Annotated in this window: 19 protein-coding genes, 3 rRNA genes, 1 pseudogene and 1 riboswitch; of the genes and pseudogenes, 11 read left to right on the top strand and 12 right to left on the bottom strand. The window is 42.6% G+C overall.

All coding sequences use genetic code 11. The features are described from left to right. Positions 1-107: 107 nt before the first annotated feature. Both ABIS04_RS19490 and ABIS04_RS19485 read right to left on the bottom strand, forming a co-directional pair. Positions 108-1022, bottom strand: coding sequence for a 1,4-dihydroxy-2-naphthoyl-CoA synthase (locus ABIS04_RS19490; protein ID WP_140235467.1), 915 nt, complete (start codon positions 1020-1022; stop codon positions 108-110). 90 nt (positions 1023-1112) lie between these two features. Next, complete coding sequence (locus ABIS04_RS19485) at positions 1113-1460, bottom strand: hypothetical protein (RefSeq protein ID WP_140235466.1); 348 nt, start codon at positions 1458-1460, stop codon at positions 1113-1115. A 76-nt stretch (positions 1461-1536) separates the two neighbouring features. On the opposite strand from ABIS04_RS19485, the gene ccoG reads away from it, so the two are divergent. The 4 genes from ccoG (at position 1537) to rrf (ending at position 8631) form a co-directional block, all read left to right on the top strand. After that, entirely contained in the window at positions 1537-2964 is a 1428-nt protein-coding gene (ccoG, locus tag ABIS04_RS19480; RefSeq protein ID WP_350432152.1) for a cytochrome c oxidase accessory protein CcoG, read from the top strand. A 572-nt stretch (positions 2965-3536) separates the two neighbouring features. Then, positions 3537-5089: ribosomal RNA gene (locus ABIS04_RS19475) — 16S ribosomal RNA — on the top strand. 382 nt (positions 5090-5471) lie between these two features. Continuing rightward, positions 5472-8381: ribosomal RNA gene (locus tag ABIS04_RS19470) — 23S ribosomal RNA — on the top strand. A 134-nt stretch (positions 8382-8515) separates the two neighbouring features. Next, positions 8516-8631 (top strand): 5S ribosomal RNA (rrf, locus tag ABIS04_RS19465). Together the 16S, 23S and 5S rRNA genes form the textbook arrangement of a ribosomal RNA operon. A gap of 112 nt (positions 8632-8743) precedes the next feature. Here rrf and ABIS04_RS19460 read toward each other — a convergent pair. The 6 genes from ABIS04_RS19460 to ABIS04_RS19435 form a co-directional block, all read right to left on the bottom strand. Next, positions 8744-10339: an IS66 family transposase gene (locus ABIS04_RS19460; RefSeq protein ID WP_350432151.1), complete on the bottom strand. Its 1596-nt coding sequence runs from the start codon at positions 10337-10339 to the stop codon at positions 8744-8746. Positions 10340-10422: 83 nt separating this feature from the next. After that, positions 10423-10770, bottom strand: coding sequence for an IS66 family insertion sequence element accessory protein TnpB (gene tnpB, locus ABIS04_RS19455; RefSeq protein ID WP_350432150.1), 348 nt, complete (start codon positions 10768-10770; stop codon positions 10423-10425). Beyond that, the gene (locus tag ABIS04_RS19450) at positions 10764-11093 is read right to left on the bottom strand and encodes an IS66 family insertion sequence element accessory protein TnpB (RefSeq protein WP_350432149.1); all 330 of its coding nucleotides are present in this window, start codon (positions 11091-11093) and stop codon (positions 10764-10766) included. The genes tnpB and ABIS04_RS19450 overlap by 7 nt, the downstream gene beginning before the upstream one ends. A 166-nt stretch (positions 11094-11259) precedes the next feature. Continuing rightward, on the bottom strand, positions 11260-12615 hold the full coding sequence (gene gorA / locus ABIS04_RS19445) for a glutathione-disulfide reductase (protein ID WP_350432148.1): 1356 nt from the start codon (positions 12613-12615) through the stop codon (positions 11260-11262). Between the two features lie 87 nt (positions 12616-12702). Continuing rightward, a complete protein-coding gene (locus ABIS04_RS19440; RefSeq protein WP_350432147.1) occupies positions 12703-13209 on the bottom strand; it encodes a hypothetical protein in 507 nt (168 codons plus the stop codon). A gap of 80 nt (positions 13210-13289) precedes the next feature. Beyond that, a complete protein-coding gene (locus ABIS04_RS19435; protein ID WP_206194437.1) occupies positions 13290-14054 on the bottom strand; it encodes a hypothetical protein in 765 nt (254 codons plus the stop codon). 424 nt (positions 14055-14478) lie between these two features. Here ABIS04_RS19435 and prlC point away from each other — a divergent pair, with 424 nt between their 5' ends. Next, positions 14479-16524 (top strand): oligopeptidase A, encoded by a 2046-nt coding sequence (prlC, locus tag ABIS04_RS19430; RefSeq protein ID WP_350432146.1) that lies wholly within the window; start codon positions 14479-14481, stop codon positions 16522-16524. A gap of 220 nt (positions 16525-16744) precedes the next feature. Continuing rightward, on the top strand, positions 16745-17416 hold the full coding sequence (locus ABIS04_RS19425) for a flagellar brake protein (RefSeq protein WP_350432145.1): 672 nt from the start codon (positions 16745-16747) through the stop codon (positions 17414-17416). Between the two features lie 163 nt (positions 17417-17579). Here the strand turns inward: ABIS04_RS19425 and ABIS04_RS19420 are convergent, their stop codons facing one another. Together ABIS04_RS19420 and ABIS04_RS19415 are read right to left on the bottom strand one after the other, a co-directional pair. Next, positions 17580-17957: a carboxymuconolactone decarboxylase family protein gene (locus ABIS04_RS19420; protein WP_140235460.1), complete on the bottom strand. Its 378-nt coding sequence runs from the start codon at positions 17955-17957 to the stop codon at positions 17580-17582. A 58-nt stretch (positions 17958-18015) separates the two neighbouring features. Continuing rightward, entirely contained in the window at positions 18016-18372 is a 357-nt protein-coding gene (locus tag ABIS04_RS19415) for a MerR family transcriptional regulator (protein WP_140235459.1), read from the bottom strand. Positions 18373-18710: 338 nt separating this feature from the next. On the opposite strand from ABIS04_RS19415, the gene ABIS04_RS19410 reads away from it, so the two are divergent. The 3 genes from ABIS04_RS19410 to ABIS04_RS19400 are packed head-to-tail and all read left to right on the top strand — an operon-like array spanning position 18711 to position 20374. Next, entirely contained in the window at positions 18711-19286 is a 576-nt protein-coding gene (locus ABIS04_RS19410; RefSeq protein WP_240778415.1) for a DUF2975 domain-containing protein, read from the top strand. After that, positions 19286-19495, top strand: coding sequence for a helix-turn-helix transcriptional regulator (locus ABIS04_RS19405; RefSeq protein ID WP_137224187.1), 210 nt, complete (start codon positions 19286-19288; stop codon positions 19493-19495). The genes ABIS04_RS19410 and ABIS04_RS19405 overlap by 1 nt, the downstream gene beginning before the upstream one ends. A gap of 15 nt (positions 19496-19510) precedes the next feature. After that, complete coding sequence (locus ABIS04_RS19400) at positions 19511-20374, top strand: alpha/beta fold hydrolase (RefSeq protein WP_350432144.1); 864 nt, start codon at positions 19511-19513, stop codon at positions 20372-20374. A 63-nt stretch (positions 20375-20437) separates the two neighbouring features. On the opposite strand, the gene ABIS04_RS19395 is transcribed toward ABIS04_RS19400, so the two are convergent. Continuing rightward, complete coding sequence (locus tag ABIS04_RS19395; RefSeq protein ID WP_350432143.1) at positions 20438-20824, bottom strand: VOC family protein; 387 nt, start codon at positions 20822-20824, stop codon at positions 20438-20440. Positions 20825-21045: 221 nt separating this feature from the next. Next, a complete protein-coding gene (ribB, locus tag ABIS04_RS19390; protein WP_137224197.1) occupies positions 21046-21702 on the bottom strand; it encodes a 3,4-dihydroxy-2-butanone-4-phosphate synthase in 657 nt (218 codons plus the stop codon). Between the two features lie 96 nt (positions 21703-21798). Continuing rightward, a riboswitch (FMN riboswitch) is annotated at positions 21799-21973 on the bottom strand. A gap of 274 nt (positions 21974-22247) precedes the next feature. Between ribB and ABIS04_RS19385 the strand changes: the two are divergent. After that, a pseudogene (locus ABIS04_RS19385) lies at positions 22248-22783 on the top strand (thioesterase family protein). A gap of 115 nt (positions 22784-22898) precedes the next feature. Beyond that, entirely contained in the window at positions 22899-23588 is a 690-nt protein-coding gene (locus ABIS04_RS19380; protein ID WP_350432142.1) for a DNA-3-methyladenine glycosylase I, read from the top strand.

Below are 23588 nucleotides of genomic sequence, written 5' to 3'. Positions count from 1 at the left end.
ATTATTGTAAATGAAAATATCGATTAAGATTTTTTTCCTAATTATAAAAACAGTAAAAGCCCTTTAAAAGGGCCTTTATGTTAGCGAATAATATGAATCAATTCAGGCTAGTAATGCCAAGGGAAACGAGAAAAGTCTTGATCTCGTTTTTCTAAAAATGCATCTCGGCCTTCTTGAGCTTCTTCACTAGCATAGGCTAGGCGTGTTGCTTCACCGGCAAACAGTTGTTGGCCCACTAAGCCATCATCAGCCATATTAAAGCCATATTTAAGCATACGCATGGCTGTGGGTGATTTAGAGTTAATCTCTTTGGCCCAAACTAATGCTTCTGTTTCCAATTCAGCATGTGGAATGGCACGGTTTACCATACCCATATTAAATGCCTCTTCTGCAGAGTAATTAAACCCAAGAAAGAAGATTTCGCGGGCACGTTTTTGGCCGATCATCTTAGCTAAGTAAGCACTACCATAACCCGAATCAAAACTGCCTACATCTGGGTCGGTTTGCTTGAAAACAGCATGTTCTTTAGAGGCTAATGTTAAATCACAAACCACATGCAAACTATGACCACCACCAACCGCCCAACCGGGTACTACAGCAATCACCACTTTAGGCATAAAACGAATCAAACGCTGCACTTCTAATATATGCAAACGCCCCATACGAGCAACATCGGGCTTACCGTCTTCAGCCCCCTCGTATTTATAACCATCTTTACCACGAATTCGTTGATCACCACCTGCGCAGAATGAGTATTGACCTTTTGCTGATGGACCATTACCTGTCAAAAGTACACAGCCAACATCAGACCATTGTCTAGCGTGGTCTAAAGCCATAAAGAGCTCATCTACTGTTTTTGGACGGAATGAATTAAGGCAATCAGGGCGATTTATGGCGATACGGACAGTACCTTGAGATTTTGCGCGATGATAAGTGATGTCTTCAAAGTTGAATCCTTCGACAACATCCCATAAGCTAGGATCAAAGATGTCAGATACCGATTCAGTTTGTGATTGTGTCATAAAAAAGCTAGCCCCTGTTGTAAATATTACACAAAGGCTAGGCTTATTTGATACTTAGGTCAATTTGTTACCAAAAAATAGTTAACGAACTCAGATCTTATCGCAAATAAATTGTAAGTTATCTTTGGTAAACACAGGGTGACGAGCACTACTATGACAGTATTGGTTTTTAAACTCGCTAATAGCTTCATTACTAGTAAATACACCATCTAGTTCGCGGATCTCAATGGTCGACAAACGATCATAAATTTCTGTTTTTATTTGTGGTATGTGTTTATCAACTCGGATAATTTTGGTACCCGTCATCGAATCAAGTTTTCTATCTGCCTTATTAAACATACTTTTAATATCATTAATTGGCTTATCAAGTTTATCTGTTTCAGTCGCGAAGTAATAAATACCCCCCGCGATTATTGCTAAAATAATCCAGCCTCTCATTTTTCTATCCAATAATGTGTTATTACCTATATAATAAGCTAGTTATCGTTCAATATTAAAGCAGTAAGGCTGTAAAATGACGAAAGAATCTAACCCCAAGGACTTTTCCAAGCAACAGCGTATTCAAATCCATCAACCAGATGCCAGTAAAGCAGACCGTTTTAATCCGCGCAACCGTATTTACGTAAGAGCTGTCGATGGCTTATGGACATCGATACGCCGTAAGATGGGTTGGATTGCCATGTTATTCTTCTTACTTTTGCCTTGGATACCATGGGGAAATAGACAAGCAGTTTGGTTTGATCTTGCTGAGCAAAAGTTTCACGTGTTTGGTTTAACTATTTGGCCACAAGATTTAACCTTGCTCGCTGCACTATTTATGATCGCCGCGTTTGGGTTGTTTTTCGTTACCACTTATTTAGGTCGAGTGTGGTGTGGTTTTACTTGCCCACAGACAGTATGGACCTTTATTTTCATCTGGTTTGAAGAAAAGTTTGAAGGTGCACGTAATAAACGTATAAAGCTTGATCAAATGCCATGGAGTGTTAATAAACTCTGGCGTAAAACAGCTAAACATACCGCTTGGTTATTTGTCTCACTATTAACTGCCACTACGTTTGTTTCGTACTTTGTTCCAAGTCACGAACTCTATATCGACTTTTTTACACTTAACGCCAGTGGCGGGATTTATTTTTGGGTCGTATTTTTTACGGTTGCTACTTACGGTAATGCCGGGTGGATGCGTGAGATTATGTGCATCCACATGTGTCCTTATGCGCGTTTTCAAGCAGCAATGTTTGATAAAAATACCTATATAGTAGGGTACGATAGCCAACGTGGAGAAACCCGTGGCCCACGTACCCGCAAGCAAGATCCTAAAGAAATGGGGTTAGGTGATTGTATAGACTGTGATTTATGTGTCCAAGTGTGCCCAACAGGAATTGATATTCGTAATGGCCTGCAATATGAATGCATCAACTGTGGTGCCTGTATTGATGCATGCGATAACACCATGGAACGGATGGGATACGATAAAGGTCTCATTAGTTACACAACAGAAAACAAGCTTGAAGGTGTGCAAGAAAAGGTGTTGCGACCAAAGTTAGTTGGTTATGGCGTGGTACTGACGGTTATGATCCTAGTCTTCGTCTACGCTAGTGCGACCATCGCCCCAGTACGTATGGATGTCATTAGAGACAGAAATTCTCTTTATAGAGAAAACAACCAAGGCAACACAGAGAACACCTTCACCATTAAAATTCTGAATAAGACTGAGCAGCCACAAGAATATGAGCTAAGTGTTGAAGGCTTGCCTAATGCCAGATGGATTGGCCCACAACATGTATCAATAGAATCGGGTGAAGTTTTGACCTTACCAATTAGTATCGCTGTTGATCCTATCGAGCTTAAGAGAAGTATCACCAAAATCGATATCAAAATCACTGCACAGATAGACGGTAATCCAATAGAGATAAAACAGGAAACTCGATTTTTCGGTGATTAGAACCGAGTGAAATAGCCATAAAAGGGACGAATAGTCCCTTTTTTGTTCTTTTCGTTTGAAAAAACACCTGTTAGTCATGTTTATCTAATATTTAAGCTTTTTATGCTTGCACAAAATCTTGAGTTGCCTATAATGCGCATCCACTGACACGGCAGACAGCGCAAGCGGTCACCGGGTTAGGTTGAATTAAGTGCTTCAAAACACTGAGTTCAGCAGCGAAAAGAAAGTTTGAAAAAACACTTGACGCCAACACGGGGAAGCGTAGAATACGCACCCCAAGCCAACGACCTAGCGTCTTAGGCTGCTAACATGAAAGACTTAAACTTCTTCATAGTGAGCAACGTTCTTTAACAATTTAAACAAGAAATCTGTGTGGACATTCACAGGTATTGAGTTATTCGAAATTGTCTTCTGTTCTTCGGAATGTTGGCAATCAAAAAATTTCAACTCAATGCAACGATGAATGTTCATAGCAATATGTAACAAGCATTTTATAGATTCTTCCGAGTTTATAAGGTGTAAATCAGAATTCATTGAGCCGAGATATTCCTAACCGAATATTTCAAAAACTTTAATTGAAGAGTTTGATCATGGCTCAGATTGAACGCTGGCGGCAGGCCTAACACATGCAAGTCGAGCGGTAACAGAGAGGAAGCTTGCTTTCTTTGCTGACGAGCGGCGGACGGGTGAGTAATGCCTAGGGATCTGCCCAGTCGAGGGGGATAACAGTTGGAAACGACTGCTAATACCGCATACGCCCTACGGGGGAAAGGAGGGGACCTTCGGGCCTTTCGCGATTGGATGAACCTAGGTGGGATTAGCTAGTTGGTGAGGTAATGGCTCACCAAGGCGACGATCCCTAGATCCCTAGCTGTTCTGAGAGGATGATCAGCCACACTGGGACTGAGACACGGCCCAGACTCCTACGGGAGGCAGCAGTGGGGAATATTGCACAATGGGGGAAACCCTGATGCAGCCATGCCGCGTGTGTGAAGAAGGCCTTCGGGTTGTAAAGCACTTTCAGTAGGGAGGAAAGGTAGCGTGTTAATAGCACGCTGCTGTGACGTTACCTACAGAAGAAGGACCGGCTAACTTCGTGCCAGCAGCCGCGGTAATACGAGGGGTCCGAGCGTTAATCGGAATTACTGGGCGTAAAGCGTACGCAGGCGGTTCATTAAGCTAGATGTGAAATCCCCGGGCTCAACCTGGGAATTGCATTTAGAACTGGTGAACTAGAGTCTTGTAGAGGGGGGTAGAATTTCAGGTGTAGCGGTGAAATGCGTAGAGATCTGAAGGAATACCGGTGGCGAAGGCGGCCCCCTGGACAAAGACTGACGCTCATGTACGAAAAGCGTGGGAGCAAACAGGATTAGATACCCTGGTAGTCCACGCCGTAAACGATGTCTACTCGGAGTTTGGTGACTTAGTCACTGGGCTCCCAAGCTAACGCATTAAGTAGACCGCCTGGGGAGTACGGCCGCAAGGTTAAAACTCAAATGAATTGACGGGGGCCCGCACAAGCGGTGGAGCATGTGGTTTAATTCGATGCAACGCGAAGAACCTTACCTACTCTTGACATCCACAGAAGCCGGAAGAGATTCTGGTGTGCCTTCGGGAACTGTGAGACAGGTGCTGCATGGCTGTCGTCAGCTCGTGTTGTGAAATGTTGGGTTAAGTCCCGCAACGAGCGCAACCCCTATCCTTATTTGCCAGCACGTAATGGTGGGAACTCTAGGGAGACTGCCGGTGATAAACCGGAGGAAGGTGGGGACGACGTCAAGTCATCATGGCCCTTACGAGTAGGGCTACACACGTGCTACAATGGCGTATACAGAGGGTTGCAAAGCCGCGAGGTGGAGCTAATCTCACAAAGTACGTCGTAGTCCGGATTGGAGTCTGCAACTCGACTCCATGAAGTCGGAATCGCTAGTAATCGTAGATCAGAATGCTACGGTGAATACGTTCCCGGGCCTTGTACACACCGCCCGTCACACCATGGGAGTGGGCTGCAAAAGAAGTGGGTAGTTTAACCTTCGGGAGAACGCTCACCACTTTGTGGTTCATGACTGGGGTGAAGTCGTAACAAGGTAGCCCTAGGGGAACCTGGGGCTGGATCACCTCCTTACCTATACGACTAACTCAATACCTAAAGTGCAGCGATGCATGTGAGTGTTCACACAGATTACTTGTTACCTTCTTCGGAAGGAGAGTGAAACACACCGCGAGCCGGTTAAGTGTTGTTCTTTAACAATTTGGAAAGCTGATAGTACTAACTAAAGGCGCATTGATGACGATTCGTTGTTGTTGATGTGATTACGTTAGTGCGAAAAATAATACTGATGCGAAAGCATCAGTATCTTGAGTTCTCAAAACACTGTTTAAGTGTCTTGAATATTCTAAAAACTAAGGCGAGTCCACTTCCTACCCTGGAGGTGAGACAAGTAAAAACCAGCTAGTTGCGATATAACGCAGGTGGTTCACGAAAGTGAAACTCATTTGGGTTGTATGGTTAAGTGACTAAGCGTATACGGTGGATGCCTTGGCAGTCAGAGGCGATGAAGGACGTAATAACTTGCGAAAAGCGTTGGCGAGCTAGTAATAAGCATTTGAGCTAACGATATCCGAATGGGGAAACCCAGCAGCATAAGCTGTTATCACTACATGAATACATAGTGTAGTGAGGCAAACCCGGGGAACTGAAACATCTAAGTACCCGGAGGAAAAGAAATCAACCGAGATTCCCCTAGTAGCGGCGAGCGAACGGGGATTAGCCCTTAAGTCTATGGGGTGTTAGTGGAATGAGTTGGAAAGCTCAGCGGCACAGGGTGATAGCCCCGTACATGAAAACTAACCATAGTGAAAAAAACGAGTAAGGCGGGACACGTGACATCCTGTTTGAATATGGGGGGACCATCCTCCAAGGCTAAATACTCCTGACTGACCGATAGTGAACCAGTACCGTGAGGGAAAGGCGAAAAGAACCCCTGTGAGGGGAGTGAAATAGAACCTGAAACCGTGTACGTACAAGCAGTGGGAGCGGTTCTTGAGACCGTGACTGCGTACCTTTTGTATAATGGGTCAGCGACTTACGTTTTGTAGCGAGGTTAAGCGAATAGCGGAGCCGTAGGGAAACCGAGTGTTAACTGCGCGTTTAGTTGCAAGGCGTAGACCCGAAACCGAGTGATCTAGCCATGGGCAGGTTGAAGGTTGAGTAACATCAACTGGAGGACCGAACCGACTTATGTTGAAAAATGAGCGGATGACTTGTGGCTGGGGGTGAAAGGCCAATCAAACTCGGAGATATCTGGTTCTCCTCGAAAGCTATTTAGGTAGCGCCTCGAGCGAATACCATTGGGGGTAGAGCACTGTTAAGGCTAGGGGGTCATCCCGACTTACCAACCCTTTGCAAACTCCGAATACCAATGAGTACTACTCGGGAGACAGACAGCGGGTGCTAACGTCCGTTGTCAAAAGGGAAACAACCCAGACCGTCAGCTAAGGTCCCAAAGTGTATGTTAAGTGGGAAACGATGTGGGAAGGCTTAGACAGCTAGGATGTTGGCTTAGAAGCAGCCATCATTTAAAGAAAGCGTAATAGCTCACTAGTCGAGTCGGCCTGCGCGGAAGATTTAACGGGGCTAAACATACCACCGAAGCTACGGGTGCATTTCTTAGGAAGTGCGCGGTAGAGGAGCGTTCTGTAAGCGGTTGAAGGTGAAGGGGTAACCCACACTGGACGTATCAGAAGTGCGAATGCTGACATGAGTAACGATAAAGGGAGTGAAAAACTCCCTCGCCGAAAGACCAAGGGTTCCTGTCCAACGTTAATCGGGGCAGGGTGAGTCGACCCCTAAGGTGAGGCCGAAAGGCGTAATCGATGGGAAACAGATTAATATTTCTGTACTTCTGCTAACTGCGATGGAGAGACGGAGAAGGCTAGGCTAGCGCGGCGTTGGTAGTCCGCGTTTAAGGTAGTAGGCTGTATTCTTAGGCAAATCCGGGAATACGTACTTAAATGTACAGGTTGAGAGCTGATGACGAGTCACTAAGGTGATGAAGTAGTTGATGCCATGCTTCCAGGAAAATCTTCTAAGCTTCAGGTTAGTAGAAATCGTACCCCAAACCGACACAGGTGGTCGGGTAGAGAATACCAAGGCGCTTGAGAGAACTCGGCTGAAGGAACTAGGCAAAATGGTACCGTAACTTCGGGAGAAGGTACGCTGCTGTCGGTGATGGGACTTGCTCCCTAAGCTGACGGCAGTCGCAGATACCAGGTGGCTGCAACTGTTTATCAAAAACACAGTACTGTGCAAAATCGCAAGATGACGTATACGGTATGACGCCTGCCCGGTGCCGGAAGTTAATTGATTGGGTTATCTTCGGAGAAGCTCATGATCGAAGCCCCGGTAAACGGCGGCCGTAACTATAACGGTCCTAAGGTAGCGAAATTCCTTGTCGGGTAAGTTCCGACCTGCACGAATGGCGTAATGATGGCCACGCTGTCTCCAGCCGAGACTCAGTGAAGTTGAAATTGCGGTGAAGATGCCGTATACCCGCGGCTAGACGGAAAGACCCCGTGAACCTTTACTATAGCTTGGCACTGAACATTGAACCTACATGTGTAGGATAGGTGGGAGACTTTGAAACTTTGACGCTAGTCAGAGTGGAGTCAATCTTGAAATACCACCCTTGTAGTTTTGATGTTCTAACCGCGGCCCCTTATCGGGGTTCGGGACAGTGCCTGGTGGGTAGTTTGACTGGGGCGGTCTCCTCCCAAAGAGTAACGGAGGAGCACGAAGGTTGGCTAAGTACGGTCGGACATCGTACGGTTAGTGCAATGGCATAAGCCAGCTTAAATGCGAGACAGACATACACGTCGAGCAGGTACGAAAGTAGGTCATAGTGATCCGGTGGTTCTGAATGGAAGGGCCATCGCTCAACGGATAAAAGGTACTCCGGGGATAACAGGCTGATACCGCCCAAGAGTTCATATCGACGGCGGTGTTTGGCACCTCGATGTCGGCTCATCACATCCTGGGGCTGAAGTCGGTCCCAAGGGTATGGCTGTTCGCCATTTAAAGTGGTACGCGAGCTGGGTTCAGAACGTCGTGAGACAGTTCGGTCCCTATCTGCCGTGGGCGTTGGATGATTGAAGGAAGCTGCTCCTAGTACGAGAGGACCGGAGTGGACGAACCGCTGGTGTTCGGGTTGTTATGCCAATAGCATTGCCCGGTAGCTACGTTCGGAATCGATAACCGCTGAAAGCATCTAAGCGGGAAGCGAGTCCTAAGATGAGTCATCCCTAGAGCTTTAAGCTCTCTAAAGGGCCGTAGGAGACTACTACGTTGATAGGCAAGGTGTGTAAGCGTTGTGAGGCGTTGAGCTAACTTGTACTAATGACCCGTGAGGCTTAACCATACAACCCAGATGGGTTTTACTGACCTTAGTGTTAGAATAGAGCGCTTAGACAGTGTGAGAGACTCAAAAAGCAATCAGCTTTCCGAATTATTATTTAATGCATAAAAAAGAATGCGTTAGATAAGCAAAATTTGTCTGGAAACCATAGAGCTGTGGCACCACCTGATCCCATTCCGAACTCAGAAGTGAAACACAGTATCGCCGATGGTAGTGTGGGGTCTCCCCATGTGAGAGTAGGTCATTTCCAGGCGCCTAATTGACTTGAAAGAGTCGTGAAACAGCCCGCTATTATATAGCGGGCTTTTTTACATCTGTAATTTGTTGTGAAATGGTTAGCGGATAAACAGTATGCGTCCGGCGAACTACGTCTTGTCTAGCCTAACCTGCCAGGGTAAGAGACTGTTGAGGTCACAATCAGGGTAGGATAATTGTTCTAAGCAGTGTTCGATGTAATCGAACGGAGTAAGTCCATTCGCTTTAGCCGTTTCTATGATGCTGTACAAAATTGCACTCGCCTCAGCGCCGCGATGGTTGTGATTGAATAGCCAGTTTTTACGCCCTATCACAAACGGTTTTACTGCCCGCTCTGCACGGTTGTTGTCGATATTGAGGCGACTGTCTTGCGTGTAACAACTCAGCTTTGACCATTGATTGAGGCTGTAATGGATGGCTTTGCCTAGCGGACTTTCCTTTGATACTTGCTGCACTGATTTATCCAACCATTGCTTAAATAACGCCAATTGGGCACATGAATGGGTGCGCCTAAAATACAATCGTTCTTCCAGGCTCAGTGCTTGTATTTGGGTTTCAATACGGTACAGCTTGGCTATCATGCTCAGCGCCATATCCGCTTTACTGATTTTGCCTACTTTGGGCTTGCCTTGTGCTATTAGCGCTTCTTTGAATTTACGCCGTGCATGAGCCCAACAACCGACCAGTTTATTGTTTGCCTGCTGATAAGCCGCGTAACCATCGACTTGTAAATAACCATTAAATACCGTTTGCTCGGTGGCCAGAAAACGGCTCACGCAGGTGCCCGCGCGGCTACCGTCTTGATAGTCGTACAGTACTATATTGCACAAACCTTGATATCGAGGCTCAGTGCTTGGTTTATCCGCGCCAGCGCAATACACCCACATATAGGATTTTACTCGCTCATCGTTAATCACTTTGAGCGTGGTCTCATCGGCGTGGATGACATCTTGTGTTAATAAATGGTGGTGCAGTAAATCATATAAGGGCTTGAACAGCGCTGCAGATTTCATCATCCAATCTGCCATGGTTTGCCTGCTTAAGGCGATACCATGTTGCTTGAACAGTGTTTCTTGCCGGTAAAGGGGTAATGCGTACTGATATTTACTGGTAATGAGTTGGCTTAGTAAGCTTGACGTCGCCACGCTTTTAGGGATAGGACTGACTGGCACGGGCGCTTGTTTGATATTGGCCTGGGTTCCTTTTGTTTCACAATGCTTGCAGCTGTATTTTAATCTAACGTGCTCAATCACACTGATTTGCGCCGGAATAAACTTCAGCTTCTCACTGCTGTCTTGGCCCATTAACGCCAGCTCATGACCACAGCACTCACACTGCTTATCTTCATCACTGATGTCATGGATAATCACTTCACGTGGCAGGTCTTTAGGCAGTAATTTACGCTTGGCGCGCTGTTTAGGTGACACAGGCGCGTCAGCATCTGCTGTTAATTCAACAGGCTCATCAACCGTCACTTCTGCTTCGTTAAACAACTCACCTTGATAGTCATGGCTTTCACTGCTGGCGCCGAAACGTTGTTGCTGGGCTAAGCGAAATTGTTCAAGCAAACGCTGCTCAGAGTGTTTAAGTTCGGCGATTTCAGCGTCTTTCAACTCGATAACATTATCTTTAGCCGCCAGCGTCTCAAGCAATAATTGCTTAAGTAAATCAACGTCATTGGGTAAGTTATCAGGGCTTAATTTCATGGTGTTATTATATCAAATATCCCATTAAATAAGGCTAAAGCAGTGATCTAATTATCGAAAACAGCCTTCGCAATGGCGATCAATTAACTGTAATTCAAGCCGTTCACATGCTGATGACCCAACACATCAAAGCCAGATAACAGCCAATGAAACTGTTGCTCAGATAAACTCATGCACTCATCAATACTTTTCGTCGGCCACTTAAATTTATCCTGCTCGAGGCGTTTGTACCAAAGCGCAAAGCCGGTGCTATCCCAATAGAGGATTTTTAATTTATCACGGCTTTTATTACAAAAGACAAACACACTGCCGTCGCTGGCCTGTATGGATAATTGCTGCTCAACGATAACAGCTAAGCCATTTATAGATTTACGAAAATCCACCGGTGCACGGTGCAGATAAACACACGGAAGCTCACGAAACATCAACATGCTTGTAGGCCTTTAATAATCTCAAGCAGGTAGCGTGGGGGCAAGGTGCTGGGGAAAGTCCATAGCCCTGTATGATGCTGAAAATGGATAGCCTGGGCTGAAGCGGAAGGTTGAGCTTGGGTTGTCATCGCTGTCGGCGATGTCACGGTAGCCTTAACAAACGGCGCTATCTGTTGGGTGCCCGTTTTAGCCATGTCCGCTTTGCGGGCGTAAAACCCACTAAGACTAAGCTTGTGCACACGACAAAAATTTGAAATCGTTAAGCCGCTAGCGGATTGCTGTTGTATCAAAGCAGCCCAATCTTGATGTGAACGTTTAGCCATGTTAACTCCTGATGTCATTATCAGTCGTTAAGATAAAGGCTCGATGAGCGCAGTTGAAGACGTACTTGCCCGGACGCATACGATAAACAGTAATAAAAAACCGAGAACAACAGTTATCGTCATTCTCGGTTAGTAATATGAGAGTTAATAATTTTAAATATTCACTTTACCTCATGGTAACAAACTCTTCCGCGCCAGTTGGATGTATCGCAACAACTGAGTCAAAGTCAGCTTTGGTTGCGCCCATTTTCATCGCTACGCCAAAACCTTGGAGTATTTCATCCATTCCAAAGCCTATACCGTGTATGCCGACTACAACCTCATTGTCACCTGCACAAACTAGTTTCATTTTACAGGCTTGACGATGCGAGGTTATCGCAGAGTACATAGAGGTGAATGTTGAGGTATACACTTTAATGTTTTCTTTACCGTGTTTTTCAGTAGCTTCTGGCTCTGTTAAACCCATAGTGCCGATAGGAGGATGGCTAAATACTACGGTTGGAATTAAGCTGTAATCCATTTTGGCATCTGGCATGTTACCAAATAACCGCTCAGACAATAACCGACCAGCTTTAACTGCTACAGGGGTTAATTCAACTCCTCCAGCCATAATGTCACCAACACAGTAAATACCTTTAGCCGTAGTATTTTGCTGTTCGTCTGTAATGACGTAGCCTTTTGCATCTAGCTTCACATCAGTATGTTCTAAGCCGATGTTGCCAGTTGATGGTGAACGGCCAATGGCCCAAATTAGACAATCAACAGTTAATGTTTCTCCATTTTCAAGAGCTAAAGTTAGGCTGCCATCGTTATTTTTACTGACCGATTTGGGCACACTATTAGTGTGCAGTGTTGGGCCGTCAGTTGCCATTGCTTCAACTAAAGCGTCAGTTAAAATAGGGTCAAAGTTACGTAATGGAGCGTGCTTACGTACTAATAGATGAGTTTCGCTACCTAGCGCATGTAATACGCCAGCAACTTCTACTGCAATATACCCAGCACCTATAACGGCAACACGTTTAGGTTGTTCGCGTAAGGCGAAAAAACCGTCAGAATCGATACCATATTCAGCACCAGGAATATTTGGAATGCTTGGTGCTCCACCTGTTGCAACAACGATATGATCTGCTGTGTAATGTTCGCCATCGACTTCAATGGTGTTGTTATTGATGAAGCAACCATATCCATTTAATAAGGTGACTTTATTACTTGTAAACCCACGACCGTAAGCATCATGAATACGGCTAATATAAGCTTCACGATTGTCGACTAGAGTATTCCAATTGAATTTATTGACGGTAACATCAAAGCCATAGTCTTTAGCGTACAAATTCAGTGCTTCGGCGACGTGAGCACCATACCACATGACTTTTTTAGGTACACAGCCAACGTTAACGCAAGTTCCGCCAACTTGTTTTGCTTCAATAATTAATACTTTCGCGCCACGCATTGCTGCACGGTTTGCTGAGGCTATGCCGCCACTCCCTGCGCCAAGTGCGATATAGTCAAAATGTTGAGCCATGATGATCTCCATTACGGTTAATGCCATCATTGTAAGGGGGTTTGTGTTTGCAATCTAGTCGTTAAGTTATTGCAAACATGGCAAAGCTTAGCGTTTGGGCTGGCAAATGTTGCGATCAACATCCGTGGGACCAGTGTTGGCGCACTTAAGGCAAGTGAATTCTCTTTTTCTAATATCAATTTCATCTTGATAATGACTAAATTGATTATTTTTTGTATGGCGTAGTTTCTTTTGCAGGTGTTTAAGGCGATTATCGAGCCAGCGACAACTTGGGTCATTGGCTATTGTGGACCTTGATGAGCGATTATTTGTTTGTTTTGTTATTTGGCTTTTAAGACTAGGTTTAAGGTAAATATCATCTGATTTATATTCTAACCCAGAGCGTGGTTTTTCGGGGACAATGATAACCTTACCCAGATGATCACTAGCATGTTGCGGAGGTAGTGAACTAGCATTATCATTGGTCAGTTGTGTATGTTGATTAGGCTCTTTTGTAATGAGATCAGTTAGCTCGCCAGCTATTAATAGCTTACTTGGGAATGTTAATAACACAATAAATAAGCTAGTTGAAATACGGGTGATTGGCGTTAACATAAGCTTCCTTGCTTGAGTAAATTGGGCTTTCTTATACCCTTAAGTTTAGCCTTCAAACACTCAAATACCAGTGAACCATGTTAAAAAGTTAAGTTTAAATACACTCCTGCATAAGTTTGATCTAAGCTGCCCTGAATACCATCAGTACTAGCTTGCTGTTTAATGTCTTCTTGAGCAATACTGTGGCTAATATGTGCAGATAATGACATTGAATCACTAATTTGATGTTCAGCTTCTAACCCAAATTGAAAATGATTAGCACCATCGTGTTGTTCGCTGCTATATTGAAAGTCAACACCTTGTACTACATAGGGTGTTAACGTGAGTTGTTCATTAATTTCCCATGGGCTATGCAAACTCAGTTCAACAAAATAACCGCCAGCCTCGGTAGCAAATGTGTAATTAATAGCAGGAATAAGCCAGCTAAAACCGTTATAAGTTAATGAACTGAAAAACTCATTGTCGGATGCGCGCTCATCACCATAAAACTCTAAACGTTGATAGCCAATAGTGGCGTCGACGTCATCATGTAAATGTAAGGTATATTCTAAACCTGCATTCCATTCAATATAGTGCACTTGGTCTGCTCGGCCTACTACAGCATAAACCGCTAGATCCTCTTGTTCGAAACTGGCAACACCCCAAACAATACCGCCTTTATCTAAATTATTGCGACCTTCTGATATGTAATGGTTATCCCAAGCTATATTAAATCCAATTGTTGGTTGGTTATCTGTTGTGGCGAGTGCTGGAATTGAAACCATTAAACTTACCCAAGTCATTACAACGAGAAAAAAAGAGTTAACACTATTTTTACGGTTAATGGTTGAGGTATAAAAGGTCATATTTGTTCTGCTCGCGGTTAAAATGTAAATAGATATGTCTTAATAAAGCGTATGGTAGTCTATTTAAAGTAAATTTAAATGATAATCAATTTTATTTGGGATCTATCTGTCAATATTAGTTTTGTAAATTAAATGTAAACTGAATTTGAGGTGTTGATCACTTTATTTGTCTAGTAATTGAGCTAGGAAGAGTTAGCTTTGTATTTAGTTAAAATGATACAGTCAAAAATGGTGATAAAAGACGTATGTATCATTTAGAAAGGCCCGTTATGTTTGTAGGGGTAAATTGTTTCAACGCTTGAAAATGACATCAGGTAACCCAATATAAGGTAGATACTCTCGGCCCGGGATCTGAATAATAAAATCCCATCTTTTAACCCAAGTTGAGGTTAAATACTCACGCGACATAATTCGAGGAATCTTTATGAGCAATCCATTGCTAAGTAGCGCAGAATTACCAGAATTTTCAAAAATTAAACCTGAACACATTCAGCCTGCGGTTGAGCAAGGCATTGCTAAATGTCGTGAGACCATTGATGCACTGTTAGCTAAAAATAGCCAATACACTTGGGATAACTTGATTGCACCTCTAGAAGAGGTTGATGATGAATTAAGTAAAATCTGGTCGCCTGTGTCACACATGAATTCGGTGATCAGTAGCGATGAATTACGTGATGCCCATGATGCTTGTTTACCACTACTGTCAGATTACGGCACTTATGTTGGACAGCATCAAGGTTTGTACGAAGCGTATAAATCGATCCACGAATCGGCAGACTTTGCACAACTAACTCAAGCACAAAAAATGGTGGTTGAACAAAGTTTACGCGACTTTGAATTGTCGGGTATTGGTTTAGATGACAGCCAGAAAGCACGCTATGGTGAAATGGTTAAGCGTTTATCTGAGCTAACCAGTAACTTTTCTAACCAATTATTAGATGCAACTCAAGCATGGACCAAACTGATTACTGACGAAGCCGATTTAGCTGGTTTACCAGAGTCAGCCATCGCAGCTGCAAAAGCCATGGCAGACGCCAAAGAGCAAAAGGGTTGGCTATTCACCCTCGATTTTCCATCTTATTTACCTGTGATGACTTATAGTGAAAACCGTCAACTACGCGAAGAATGCTACCGTGCATTTGTAACCCGCGCGTCTGATCAAGGCCCTAATGCCGGTGAATTTGATAACACCGACAATATGAACGAAATTATTGCGCTGCGTCATGAGTTAGCAAATCTACTCGGTTTTGCCAACTATGCTGAAAAATCGTTAGCGACCAAAATGGCCGAGAATCCAGCACAAGTATTGGGATTTTTAAATGAGTTAGGTGAACGCTCTGAAGAACAGGCAGCAACTGAGTTAGCCGAGCTACGCACATTTGCTAAAGAGCACTATAACGTCACTGAAATGGCGTCGTGGGACTTAAGCTTTTATGCTGAAAAACTACAACAACACAAGTATGAAGTATCGCAAGAAATATTGCGTCCGTATTTTCCTGAAAACAAAGTATTGTCAGGTTTATTTTACACCGTAAATCGTTTATTTGGCTTAACCATTAGTGAACAAAAAGGTGTAGATACTTGGCATAAAGATGTTCGTTTTTTCAATATTCATGATGCCGATAAAGTGCATCGTGGCAGTTTTTATCTCGATTTATATGCTCGTAGCGGTAAGCGTGGTGGCGCGTGGATGGACGATTGTCGCGGTCGCCGTGTAACCTCTACCGGGCTGCAAAAACCAGTAGCATATTTAACGTGTAACTTTAATGGCCCGGTGGATGGCAAACCTGCGCTATTTACCCATGATGAAGTGACTACATTGTTTCATGAATTTGGCCACGGCATTCACCACATGTTAACCAAGGTTGATGTGGGCGGTGTATCGGGTATTAATGGAGTACCTTGGGATGCGGTAGAGCTACCAAGTCAGTTTATGGAAAATTGGTGCTGGCAAGAAGAAGCGCTAGCGGAAATATCTGGCCACTATGAAACGGGTGAGCCATTACCAAAAGAGTTGCTTGATAAAATGTTAGCAGCCAAAAATTTCCAGTCGGGCATGATGATGTTACGCCAACTTGAGTTTTCATTATTTGACTTTAGAATGCACCATGAATTTGACCCTAAAAAGGGTGTCGATATTCAGGGGATTTTAGATGAAGTTCGTAGTCAAATAGCGGTATTAACACCGCCAAGCTTTAATCGCTTTCAACACGGGTTTGCCCATATTTTTGCGGGTGGTTATGCTGCAGGTTATTACAGTTATAAGTGGGCCGAGGTTTTATCTGCAGATGCATTTTCACGTTTTGAAATTGAAGGCATCTTTAACTCGGAAACGGGTAAAAGCTTCTTAAACAACATTCTCGAAATGGGCGGTAGTGAAGAGCCTATGGAATTATTTAAACGCTTTATGGGACGTGAACCAAACACTGATGCTTTATTACGTCACAGTGGTATTGCTGCGGTGAAATAGGATTTATTGAAAAAGAGGAGACGCTAAATAAGTGCCTCCTCTTTTTCAAATTAACTGCATATTTAGTGTTTATTTAATCGCTAGTGTTTAATAAATATACGTTAATTTAATTTAATTTTACTGCACATTTTTACATTTGAAAGTGATATAACTATTGCCTTAGTTAAATTATCGCCATACATTTATGCTTGTAAACTTATATCACTCTAATGGATTCTAGATGTTGACCGCGATTCCTACTCCTAACCCTATTTTTTTCGAACTTACTCCAGGTAAAATTGTTGATTTACAGATCGACTATCCGGTAAAAGTACGCATGAAAGCTGCTTTGGTTGGATATGAATTAGGGCAATATATTATCTTAAAGCATCCCGCACCTCAGAAGATGAGTAATTACAGTGATGTACTTGTCGAGGGTAATGGTGTTGTTGTGCGTTACTTATTAGAAGGGCAGCAAGGTGAATGCTATGCCTTTAGATCGACAATTAAAAATATTACTAAAATTCCTGAAAAATTTATATTTTTACGCTATCCAGATAAAATTGAAAATCGTCAACTTCGAACTCATCAACGTTTTATTACTCATTTACCAGCGTCAATAGTTACAAGAGAAGATCAAAATGATAAAAAGGTCGCCCAATTAAAAGGCATTATTTCGGATATTTCAGCCAAAGGATGTGGTTTTGTATTTAAAACTGATAATGCCCAAATTAAAGTGAATCCGAAAGATATTTTCATTATTATGCGTTCACCTAACGATAAAGAAATATTTATTCCTGCCAAGGTATGTAATAGCCGATTTGAGAATGGGAAAGTCAATGTTGGTATTCAATTTGAAGAGGATGATGAACAAGTTAAAACCTTATTGAATCAGCTGTTTATTGATTTGTAACTATGTTGAAACTGTTATTTACCCCCATTGTCGCGTTGTTTTGGATTGGCTTACAATAGATAAACGCTATTATGCCAATCCATCTTATGAACACCATAAATGAAAAATTTTAAATAGACTTATTGCTATCATTCCATTTCTCGCAACGAGTCATATTTTTCTGTTATTCCTTCCGTTCTTGAAGTACTTCTTTAAACGCGAACATACCATTTAACGCTGCTGGAAAACCGGCATAAATTGACATTTGTAACAATATTTCTTTTACTTCATCTTCGCTGCAACCAACATTCAAAGCTGCATTCAAATGAACTTTGAGCTGAGGCCTACAATTGCCCAAAGCGGTTAGTGCCGCAACAGTGGCTATTTCTCGCGACTTTACATCTAAGGCGGGTCGGGTATAGATATCGCCAAACGGATATTCAATGGTAAATCGGGCTAAGTCAGGGCAGATATCTTGCAGGCTTTCGATAACATTATGACCTGCTTCGCCGTCAATTTTTGACAACTGTTCCAGACCTAAAGTGAATCTTGAGTTTGGCATTGATGTACTCCTATCGATAAGTAGAAGCCAAACCTTACAAGTTAGAGTTAACTCTAAGTCAACGGACTTTATTGGCTTTATACAAATTAATTTTGTTTTCAAGCGCCAATAAATGATTTTTCTGTTGCTCAATGTGAGCTTGTAATTGTTCTTTGTGGTACTCGAGTAACTGCTGGCGATTCAATACCGTACTTGCACCTAATGCTCGCAATTTAGCGTATTCCTGAATTTTGACTAAAGGCATCCCCGTGTCTTTTAGGCGTTTGACAAAATTAACCCATTCTAAATCTTTGGCTGTATAGACTCGATGGCCGCTACTATTTCGTTGAATCTTGCTGAGTAAACCGACTTTTTCATAATAACGCAGCGTATATGAAGATAATCCGGCTAACGTCGAAAATGCTTTCATATTCATCGCGTTACTCCTGAGTTAATGGTTTTTTCTGTAAAATCTCTATAATACAACCAGTTATTAACGATACTCTCATGTGTTATAAATGTGAAACAAAGCTATCGAGTAAAAGTTGTTGAGCATTATCAACAAAATTATGTCATCTATCTCGAGTTAATAGCATAGGCACTTTAATCATTTATTTCGATAGTCATTTATTGTGATTCAAACGGGTGATTTGGCATTCTGACTAATAGGTACATTAGCTTTAATACATTTAAAGTATCGTTTATCGATAATTTATTGCTGATAAAAGGTTTGTGTGTTAACTTCAGTTTAACATTAACCAGCTTAGAATGATCATGGATAGAATTGTCTCGTTAAGTAAATGGATTAAATTGCTGATTGTATTTTTAGCTTTATTACAAGTCACTAGTTATAGCGGCACTATGGTGTTCGGAGAATTCCAAGCGGGTGAATATGTGTTAACCATTGATTGGTGGGGTTGGTTTAGTAGTTATCTAGCTGTCGACTTTGGTACACCTTGGCAAGCTCTCGCTCAAAGCCTTTATTATGCGGGATTTCATCCTGGGATCATTCTGGGCAGTGTTGAAATTCTACCTTACCTGTTTATTTACTATTTTCTCTACCAACTTTTTGGTCTGTATCAGCAAGGTCATGTGTTTACTCCAAGTAACTTCCGCTGCTTGAGCCGTATTGCCTTAGTATTTTTAGTCTGGATTTTACTCAGCCTTTTCTACCCGATGATCATCGCATTTACATTGCACTTTAGTGGTACATCTAGTGCGGTACCTGTTTATTTTAGCCTTGGCAGTCAAGAATTAAAGTATGCACTTTTCGGAATGATTTTTTACTGTGTGGCATGGGTAATGAAGCATGCAACTGAGCTTCAAGAAGAGGCGGAGTTGACAATTTAATGGCCATAATTATTGAGCTGGATGTGATGTTGGCAAGGCGAAAAATGAAGTCCACTGAACTGGCTGAATTGATAGGTATAACCCCTCAAAATTTGTCGGTGCTTAGAAGTGGCCGCGCAAAAGCGATTCGATTTTCGACACTAGACGCTATTTGCGAGCATTTACAATGCTCGCCAGGTGACATTTTAGTCCACAAGGACGATGAATAAATTAAGGACAATAATATGCAAAATTTGCTTAAAAAAATAACCACAGTTGCAATGTTAGGCACCACAATGCTGGTTACTTCAGGGTGTACTATGCGCCTAAGTGAAAGCACCTTTATTGCCAGCGATGAAGTCCCCACAGCCTTTACTGCTGAGTTTACTCAACAATTACAGCAGACGATGCCTAATCATTTGATTACCCCAGTCAGCTTAGAGTCAATTGATCACGTTAAGTTAAATGGTTTTTATATCGATAACCCCAATAGCCTTACAACCTTGGTTTTTTATCAAGGCAACGGCATGAAAATCGAACCACATGGCCTGTCGGTACTGACCACATTATCAACGCTCAATACCGACATTTTAGTAATGGATCGTCGTGGATTAGGGGCAAGTGAAGGCCAACCAAGCATTAACAATATTATTGCAGATGCACAGCAACAACTGGATTATTTACATCAGCAATATCAGCCTGAAAAAGTGATATTGCACGGTTACTCATTAGGCAGTTTTATTGCCGCTGATTTAGCAAAAAATAATAAAATAGATGCGCTGGTTTTACACGGTTCAGCAACTAATGCCGACGACTGGGTTGATGAAAAAACACCGTGGTATATGGCACCGTTTATGACTTTGGAAATGTCAGAAGATTTTCGTAAAACAGATAATAAGCAAGTGGTAGCGCAATATTATCAAGGGCCATTATTGGTGATTGCGGCAGAAGATGATGAAGAAGTCCCGCCTGAATTGTCTGAAAAACTGTTTGTAGCTAGTCAGTCAGCCAATAAGCAGTTAATTATGGTGCCCAACGTTGGCCATCAAGGCATGTTAGACGATGCCAATACCATGAGTCAGTATCAAACGTTTATTACTGCATTGTGATTTAGTTTGTCTCCAAGTTAATTTCACATGGATGTGAACAGATTCATTAAGCCACAATAGTTGCTATTGACCTAAAGGTGGCTGCCATAACTCCACTTTATTACCTTCAGGATCGATCACCCACGCAAACTTGCCGTATTCAGATTCGTCTATTTTATCGAGGACATTACAGCCTTCTGTTTTGAGGGCTACGACGACAGCGTGAAGGTCTTCAACGCGGTAGTTGATCATAAATGGGGCTTGGCTTGGGGAAAATTGGTCGCTTTTATCTGAACTTACCGCCCAGATAGTGGTTCCACCAGTGGGCTTGTCATTTGAGTCGCTCCAAGAAAAAGCCGCGCCGCCCCATTCCTGAACATCAATGCCGAGATGACGCTTGTACCAGGCTTGCAATGCAGGAGCATCTTTTGCTTTAAAAAATATGCCGCCGATACCAGTGACTCGTTTCATGTGAACCTCCGATGTTATCTTTTTAAAATTGATTTACTTATATTAAGATGTTGTTTTTTTTATTTGGATTAGTTAATTTCAAATCAAGTCTTTCGTTATTTTTTATAACCGCAACAATTTTAAACATAAAAAAAGAGGTGCTTTGCACCTCTTTTTTGTGTCATTCCATTTTCATTCGCAGCCGATAAATATCTCGCGATGAATGACGCCTTGGTAACACATTACGCCAATTTTAAATCGTACTGATTGCGGTACATCACCATGTCTTCTATGGTCAATACGGGCATATTATGTTTGCGACCAAAAGCGACAATTTCTGGCGCTTTGGCCATAGTGCCATCTTCGTTGGTTAATTCGCATAAAACACCAGCGGGCATTAATCCTGCCATTTGCATTAAATCAACCGTGCCTTCCGTATGTCCACGGCGAGTCATTACGCCGCCAGCGCGAGCTCGTAATGGGAATACATGCCCTGGATGAGCTAAGTCAGAAGCTTTAGCGTCGCGGTTTGCCGCTGTTTTAATCGTGGTAACACGATCTTGAGCTGAAACACCTGTTGTTACACCAAGCTTTGCTTCTATAGAGATGGTAAAGGCGGTTTGATTGGCACTGTTATTATTAACAACCATCGGTGGTAATTGCAGTTTATTCGCGTGCTCGTCGGTTAAACATAAACACACAATGCCGCTGCATTCGCGGATCATTAATGCCATTTGGACGTTGGTTAAATGCTCTACTGAATAAATAACGTCGCCTTCATTTTCGCGGTCTTCATCGTCTAGTAATAATACGCCTCGACCTTCTCTTAATGCGGCTAATGCGTTTTCTACACGAGTGATCGGTTCGCCAAATACGGCAAGTAGTGATAGCTGATTCATGGTTGTACTCCTAAAATGACCAGAATCAGGGCTTTAGTAAAGAGGGATATAAATCCAAAACAAATTGCACCTAAAAGCCGAAGCTTATCGATGTATCTCTATTCTCTCTCATCCGGACTATAACCGTCGGCTCTGGACTGTTAGGCTTTACCCGTTTAAGAGTTATAGCCTATGTCACCAGATCTGCTGACCTCGACGAATCGAGCGCTCGCGGGCTCACTTTTTCAAGTATACCGCCGGTGGGGAATTGCGCCCCGCCCTGAGAATTATAAACAATAAGTTTGTGTTAAATAATGGGAGCTTAAAGTGTGACTCCCCAAAATACACGCAACTATGGTAATCAGTTCAGATTAAGATGAAAAGGGGGATCGGTCGCATTAATGTAATAAAGCATTGCTAATGACTGTTTTATGAGAGGAACAATACTATTTCTCACTCACTTCAAGTATGACCTTGGCATATTATGTGTCGAATGAAGTGAACGTGCTTGCTCGCTGGTATGACCTTTGTTAGCCTGTTGCGCTTACATTAGGAGTAAATTGTTCATGAACCTGTATTTTCGTTTTATTTGGTTGTTTTTATGGCGAATAGGTCATTGTCAAAAAAAAAAGTAAGTTTTTTAGGTACTAGCCGCATTAATTATCGTGTGTTGCCGTTAGATTGTGATATCAATTTGCATTTAACCAACTCTCGTTATCCTGCTTTTTTTGATTTAGCACGAACCTATTTGATTGCCGAATTAGGCTTGATGAAACAGTTTTTAAAAAATAAATGGTTACCCATAGTCAATGCTGCAGAATTTACTTATATCCGCGATATCAAACCGTTTGAAAAATTTACCATCGAAACTAAAATGGTCGGGTGGGATGAAAAGTACTTTTATATTGAACACCGTATTCTTACTAAGCGTGGTCTGCATTGTATTGCCCACGTTCGCGGGGTATTTATGTGTCGAGGCAAGCAAGTTCCTGTTGAAACCTTAATTGCAGCAGCTGGATACACTGATGACATGCCTGAAATGCCACCAGAAGTCGTTAAGTGGAAACAGTTTTTACAACTTAAAAAAGAGCGTAATATTTAATCTCCGAAAGTTGAAATATATTCCAAAGTAAACTGAATTGCTGGCTGTAACGTATCTGTGGCTCAATGTTGATATATTATTTTGCCGTGTCGTTGATTTATTGTGAGGATATTGTGTGGCGAAGCTAGAAAAGTTTAATGATATATGGTCGCGCGCTTGTGAACGTAAAGGTGGTCCAGAAGCGGTAACGTCATTATTGCCAAAAACCTTAATGGCTGATGATATTCGCGAATATTCAGATGCCATTTTATTGTCAGCGCTCAGTAAGCAAGTCTTTCAAAGTGGCTTTGTTTGGCGGGTTGTTGTCAACAAATGGGCTGCTTATGAAAAAGCCTTTTTTGACTTTGAGCCGATGAAGGTTCTAATGTTATCACCTGATCAAATTCAACAACGTGCTAGCGATCCTGGATTAATTAGACATCAAAAGAAAACCCAAGCCATTGTTGATAATGCCTACATGATCCAACGTATTAGTGAAGAGTATGGTAGTTTTGCGGAGTTTATTGCTCAATGGCCAACGGATAATATTACCGGTTTATGGCAATCACTTAAAAAGCGTGGCACTCGTCTAGGCGGTAATACCGGGCCTTATTTTTTACGCACTATAGGCAAAGATACTTTTTTACTTACCCAAGATGTACAGGCATATTTAACAGGGCATAAGGTGGTAGACGCGGGTTTTACATCGCAAACCGCTTTGCGTCAGTCCCAAGCGGCGTTCAATCAATGGCAACAAGAATCGGGCATGAGCTTGGCGCATATTAGCCGAGTTATTTCGCTTGGTGTTGGTGATAATCGGGTATAG

It is taken from the genome of Shewanella sp. H8, assembly GCF_040285065.1.
Lineage (GTDB): Bacteria > Pseudomonadota > Gammaproteobacteria > Enterobacterales > Shewanellaceae > Shewanella > Shewanella polaris.
Note: the sequence above shows the minus strand (reverse complement) of the source record. Positions and strands in the feature narration are given on the sequence as shown.

Excerpts from the sequence above, each read along its gene's own strand:
- ABIS04_RS19400 (WP_350432144.1), top strand. The coding sequence starts at position 19,511 with ATGCAAAATTTGCTTAAAAAAATAACCACAGTTGCAATGTTAGGCACC.
- prlC (WP_350432146.1), top strand. The coding sequence starts at position 14,479 with ATGAGCAATCCATTGCTAAGTAGCGCAGAATTACCAGAATTTTCAAAA.
- ABIS04_RS19420 (WP_140235460.1), bottom strand. The coding sequence starts at position 17,957 with ATGCCAAACTCAAGATTCACTTTAGGTCTGGAACAGTTGTCAAAAATT.
- tnpB (WP_350432150.1), bottom strand. The coding sequence starts at position 10,770 with ATGTTGATGTTTCGTGAGCTTCCGTGTGTTTATCTGCACCGTGCACCG.
- ABIS04_RS19425 (WP_350432145.1), top strand. The coding sequence starts at position 16,745 with ATGTTGACCGCGATTCCTACTCCTAACCCTATTTTTTTCGAACTTACT.
- ABIS04_RS19395 (WP_350432143.1), bottom strand. The coding sequence starts at position 20,824 with ATGAAACGAGTCACTGGTATCGGCGGCATATTTTTTAAAGCAAAAGAT.
- ABIS04_RS19405 (WP_137224187.1), top strand. The coding sequence starts at position 19,286 with ATGGCCATAATTATTGAGCTGGATGTGATGTTGGCAAGGCGAAAAATG.
- ccoG (WP_350432152.1), top strand. The coding sequence starts at position 1,537 with ATGACGAAAGAATCTAACCCCAAGGACTTTTCCAAGCAACAGCGTATT.
- ABIS04_RS19440 (WP_350432147.1), bottom strand. The coding sequence starts at position 13,209 with ATGTTAACGCCAATCACCCGTATTTCAACTAGCTTATTTATTGTGTTA.
- ABIS04_RS19410 (WP_240778415.1), top strand. The coding sequence starts at position 18,711 with ATGGATAGAATTGTCTCGTTAAGTAAATGGATTAAATTGCTGATTGTA.
- ribB (WP_137224197.1), bottom strand. The coding sequence starts at position 21,702 with ATGAATCAGCTATCACTACTTGCCGTATTTGGCGAACCGATCACTCGT.
- ABIS04_RS19435 (WP_206194437.1), bottom strand. The coding sequence starts at position 14,054 with ATGACCTTTTATACCTCAACCATTAACCGTAAAAATAGTGTTAACTCT.
- ABIS04_RS19415 (WP_140235459.1), bottom strand. The coding sequence starts at position 18,372 with ATGAATATGAAAGCATTTTCGACGTTAGCCGGATTATCTTCATATACG.
- ABIS04_RS19490 (WP_140235467.1), bottom strand. The coding sequence starts at position 1,022 with ATGACACAATCACAAACTGAATCGGTATCTGACATCTTTGATCCTAGC.
- ABIS04_RS19485 (WP_140235466.1), bottom strand. The coding sequence starts at position 1,460 with ATGAGAGGCTGGATTATTTTAGCAATAATCGCGGGGGGTATTTATTAC.
- ABIS04_RS19460 (WP_350432151.1), bottom strand. The coding sequence starts at position 10,339 with ATGAAATTAAGCCCTGATAACTTACCCAATGACGTTGATTTACTTAAG.
- gorA (WP_350432148.1), bottom strand. The coding sequence starts at position 12,615 with ATGGCTCAACATTTTGACTATATCGCACTTGGCGCAGGGAGTGGCGGC.
- ABIS04_RS19450 (WP_350432149.1), bottom strand. The coding sequence starts at position 11,093 with ATGGCTAAACGTTCACATCAAGATTGGGCTGCTTTGATACAACAGCAA.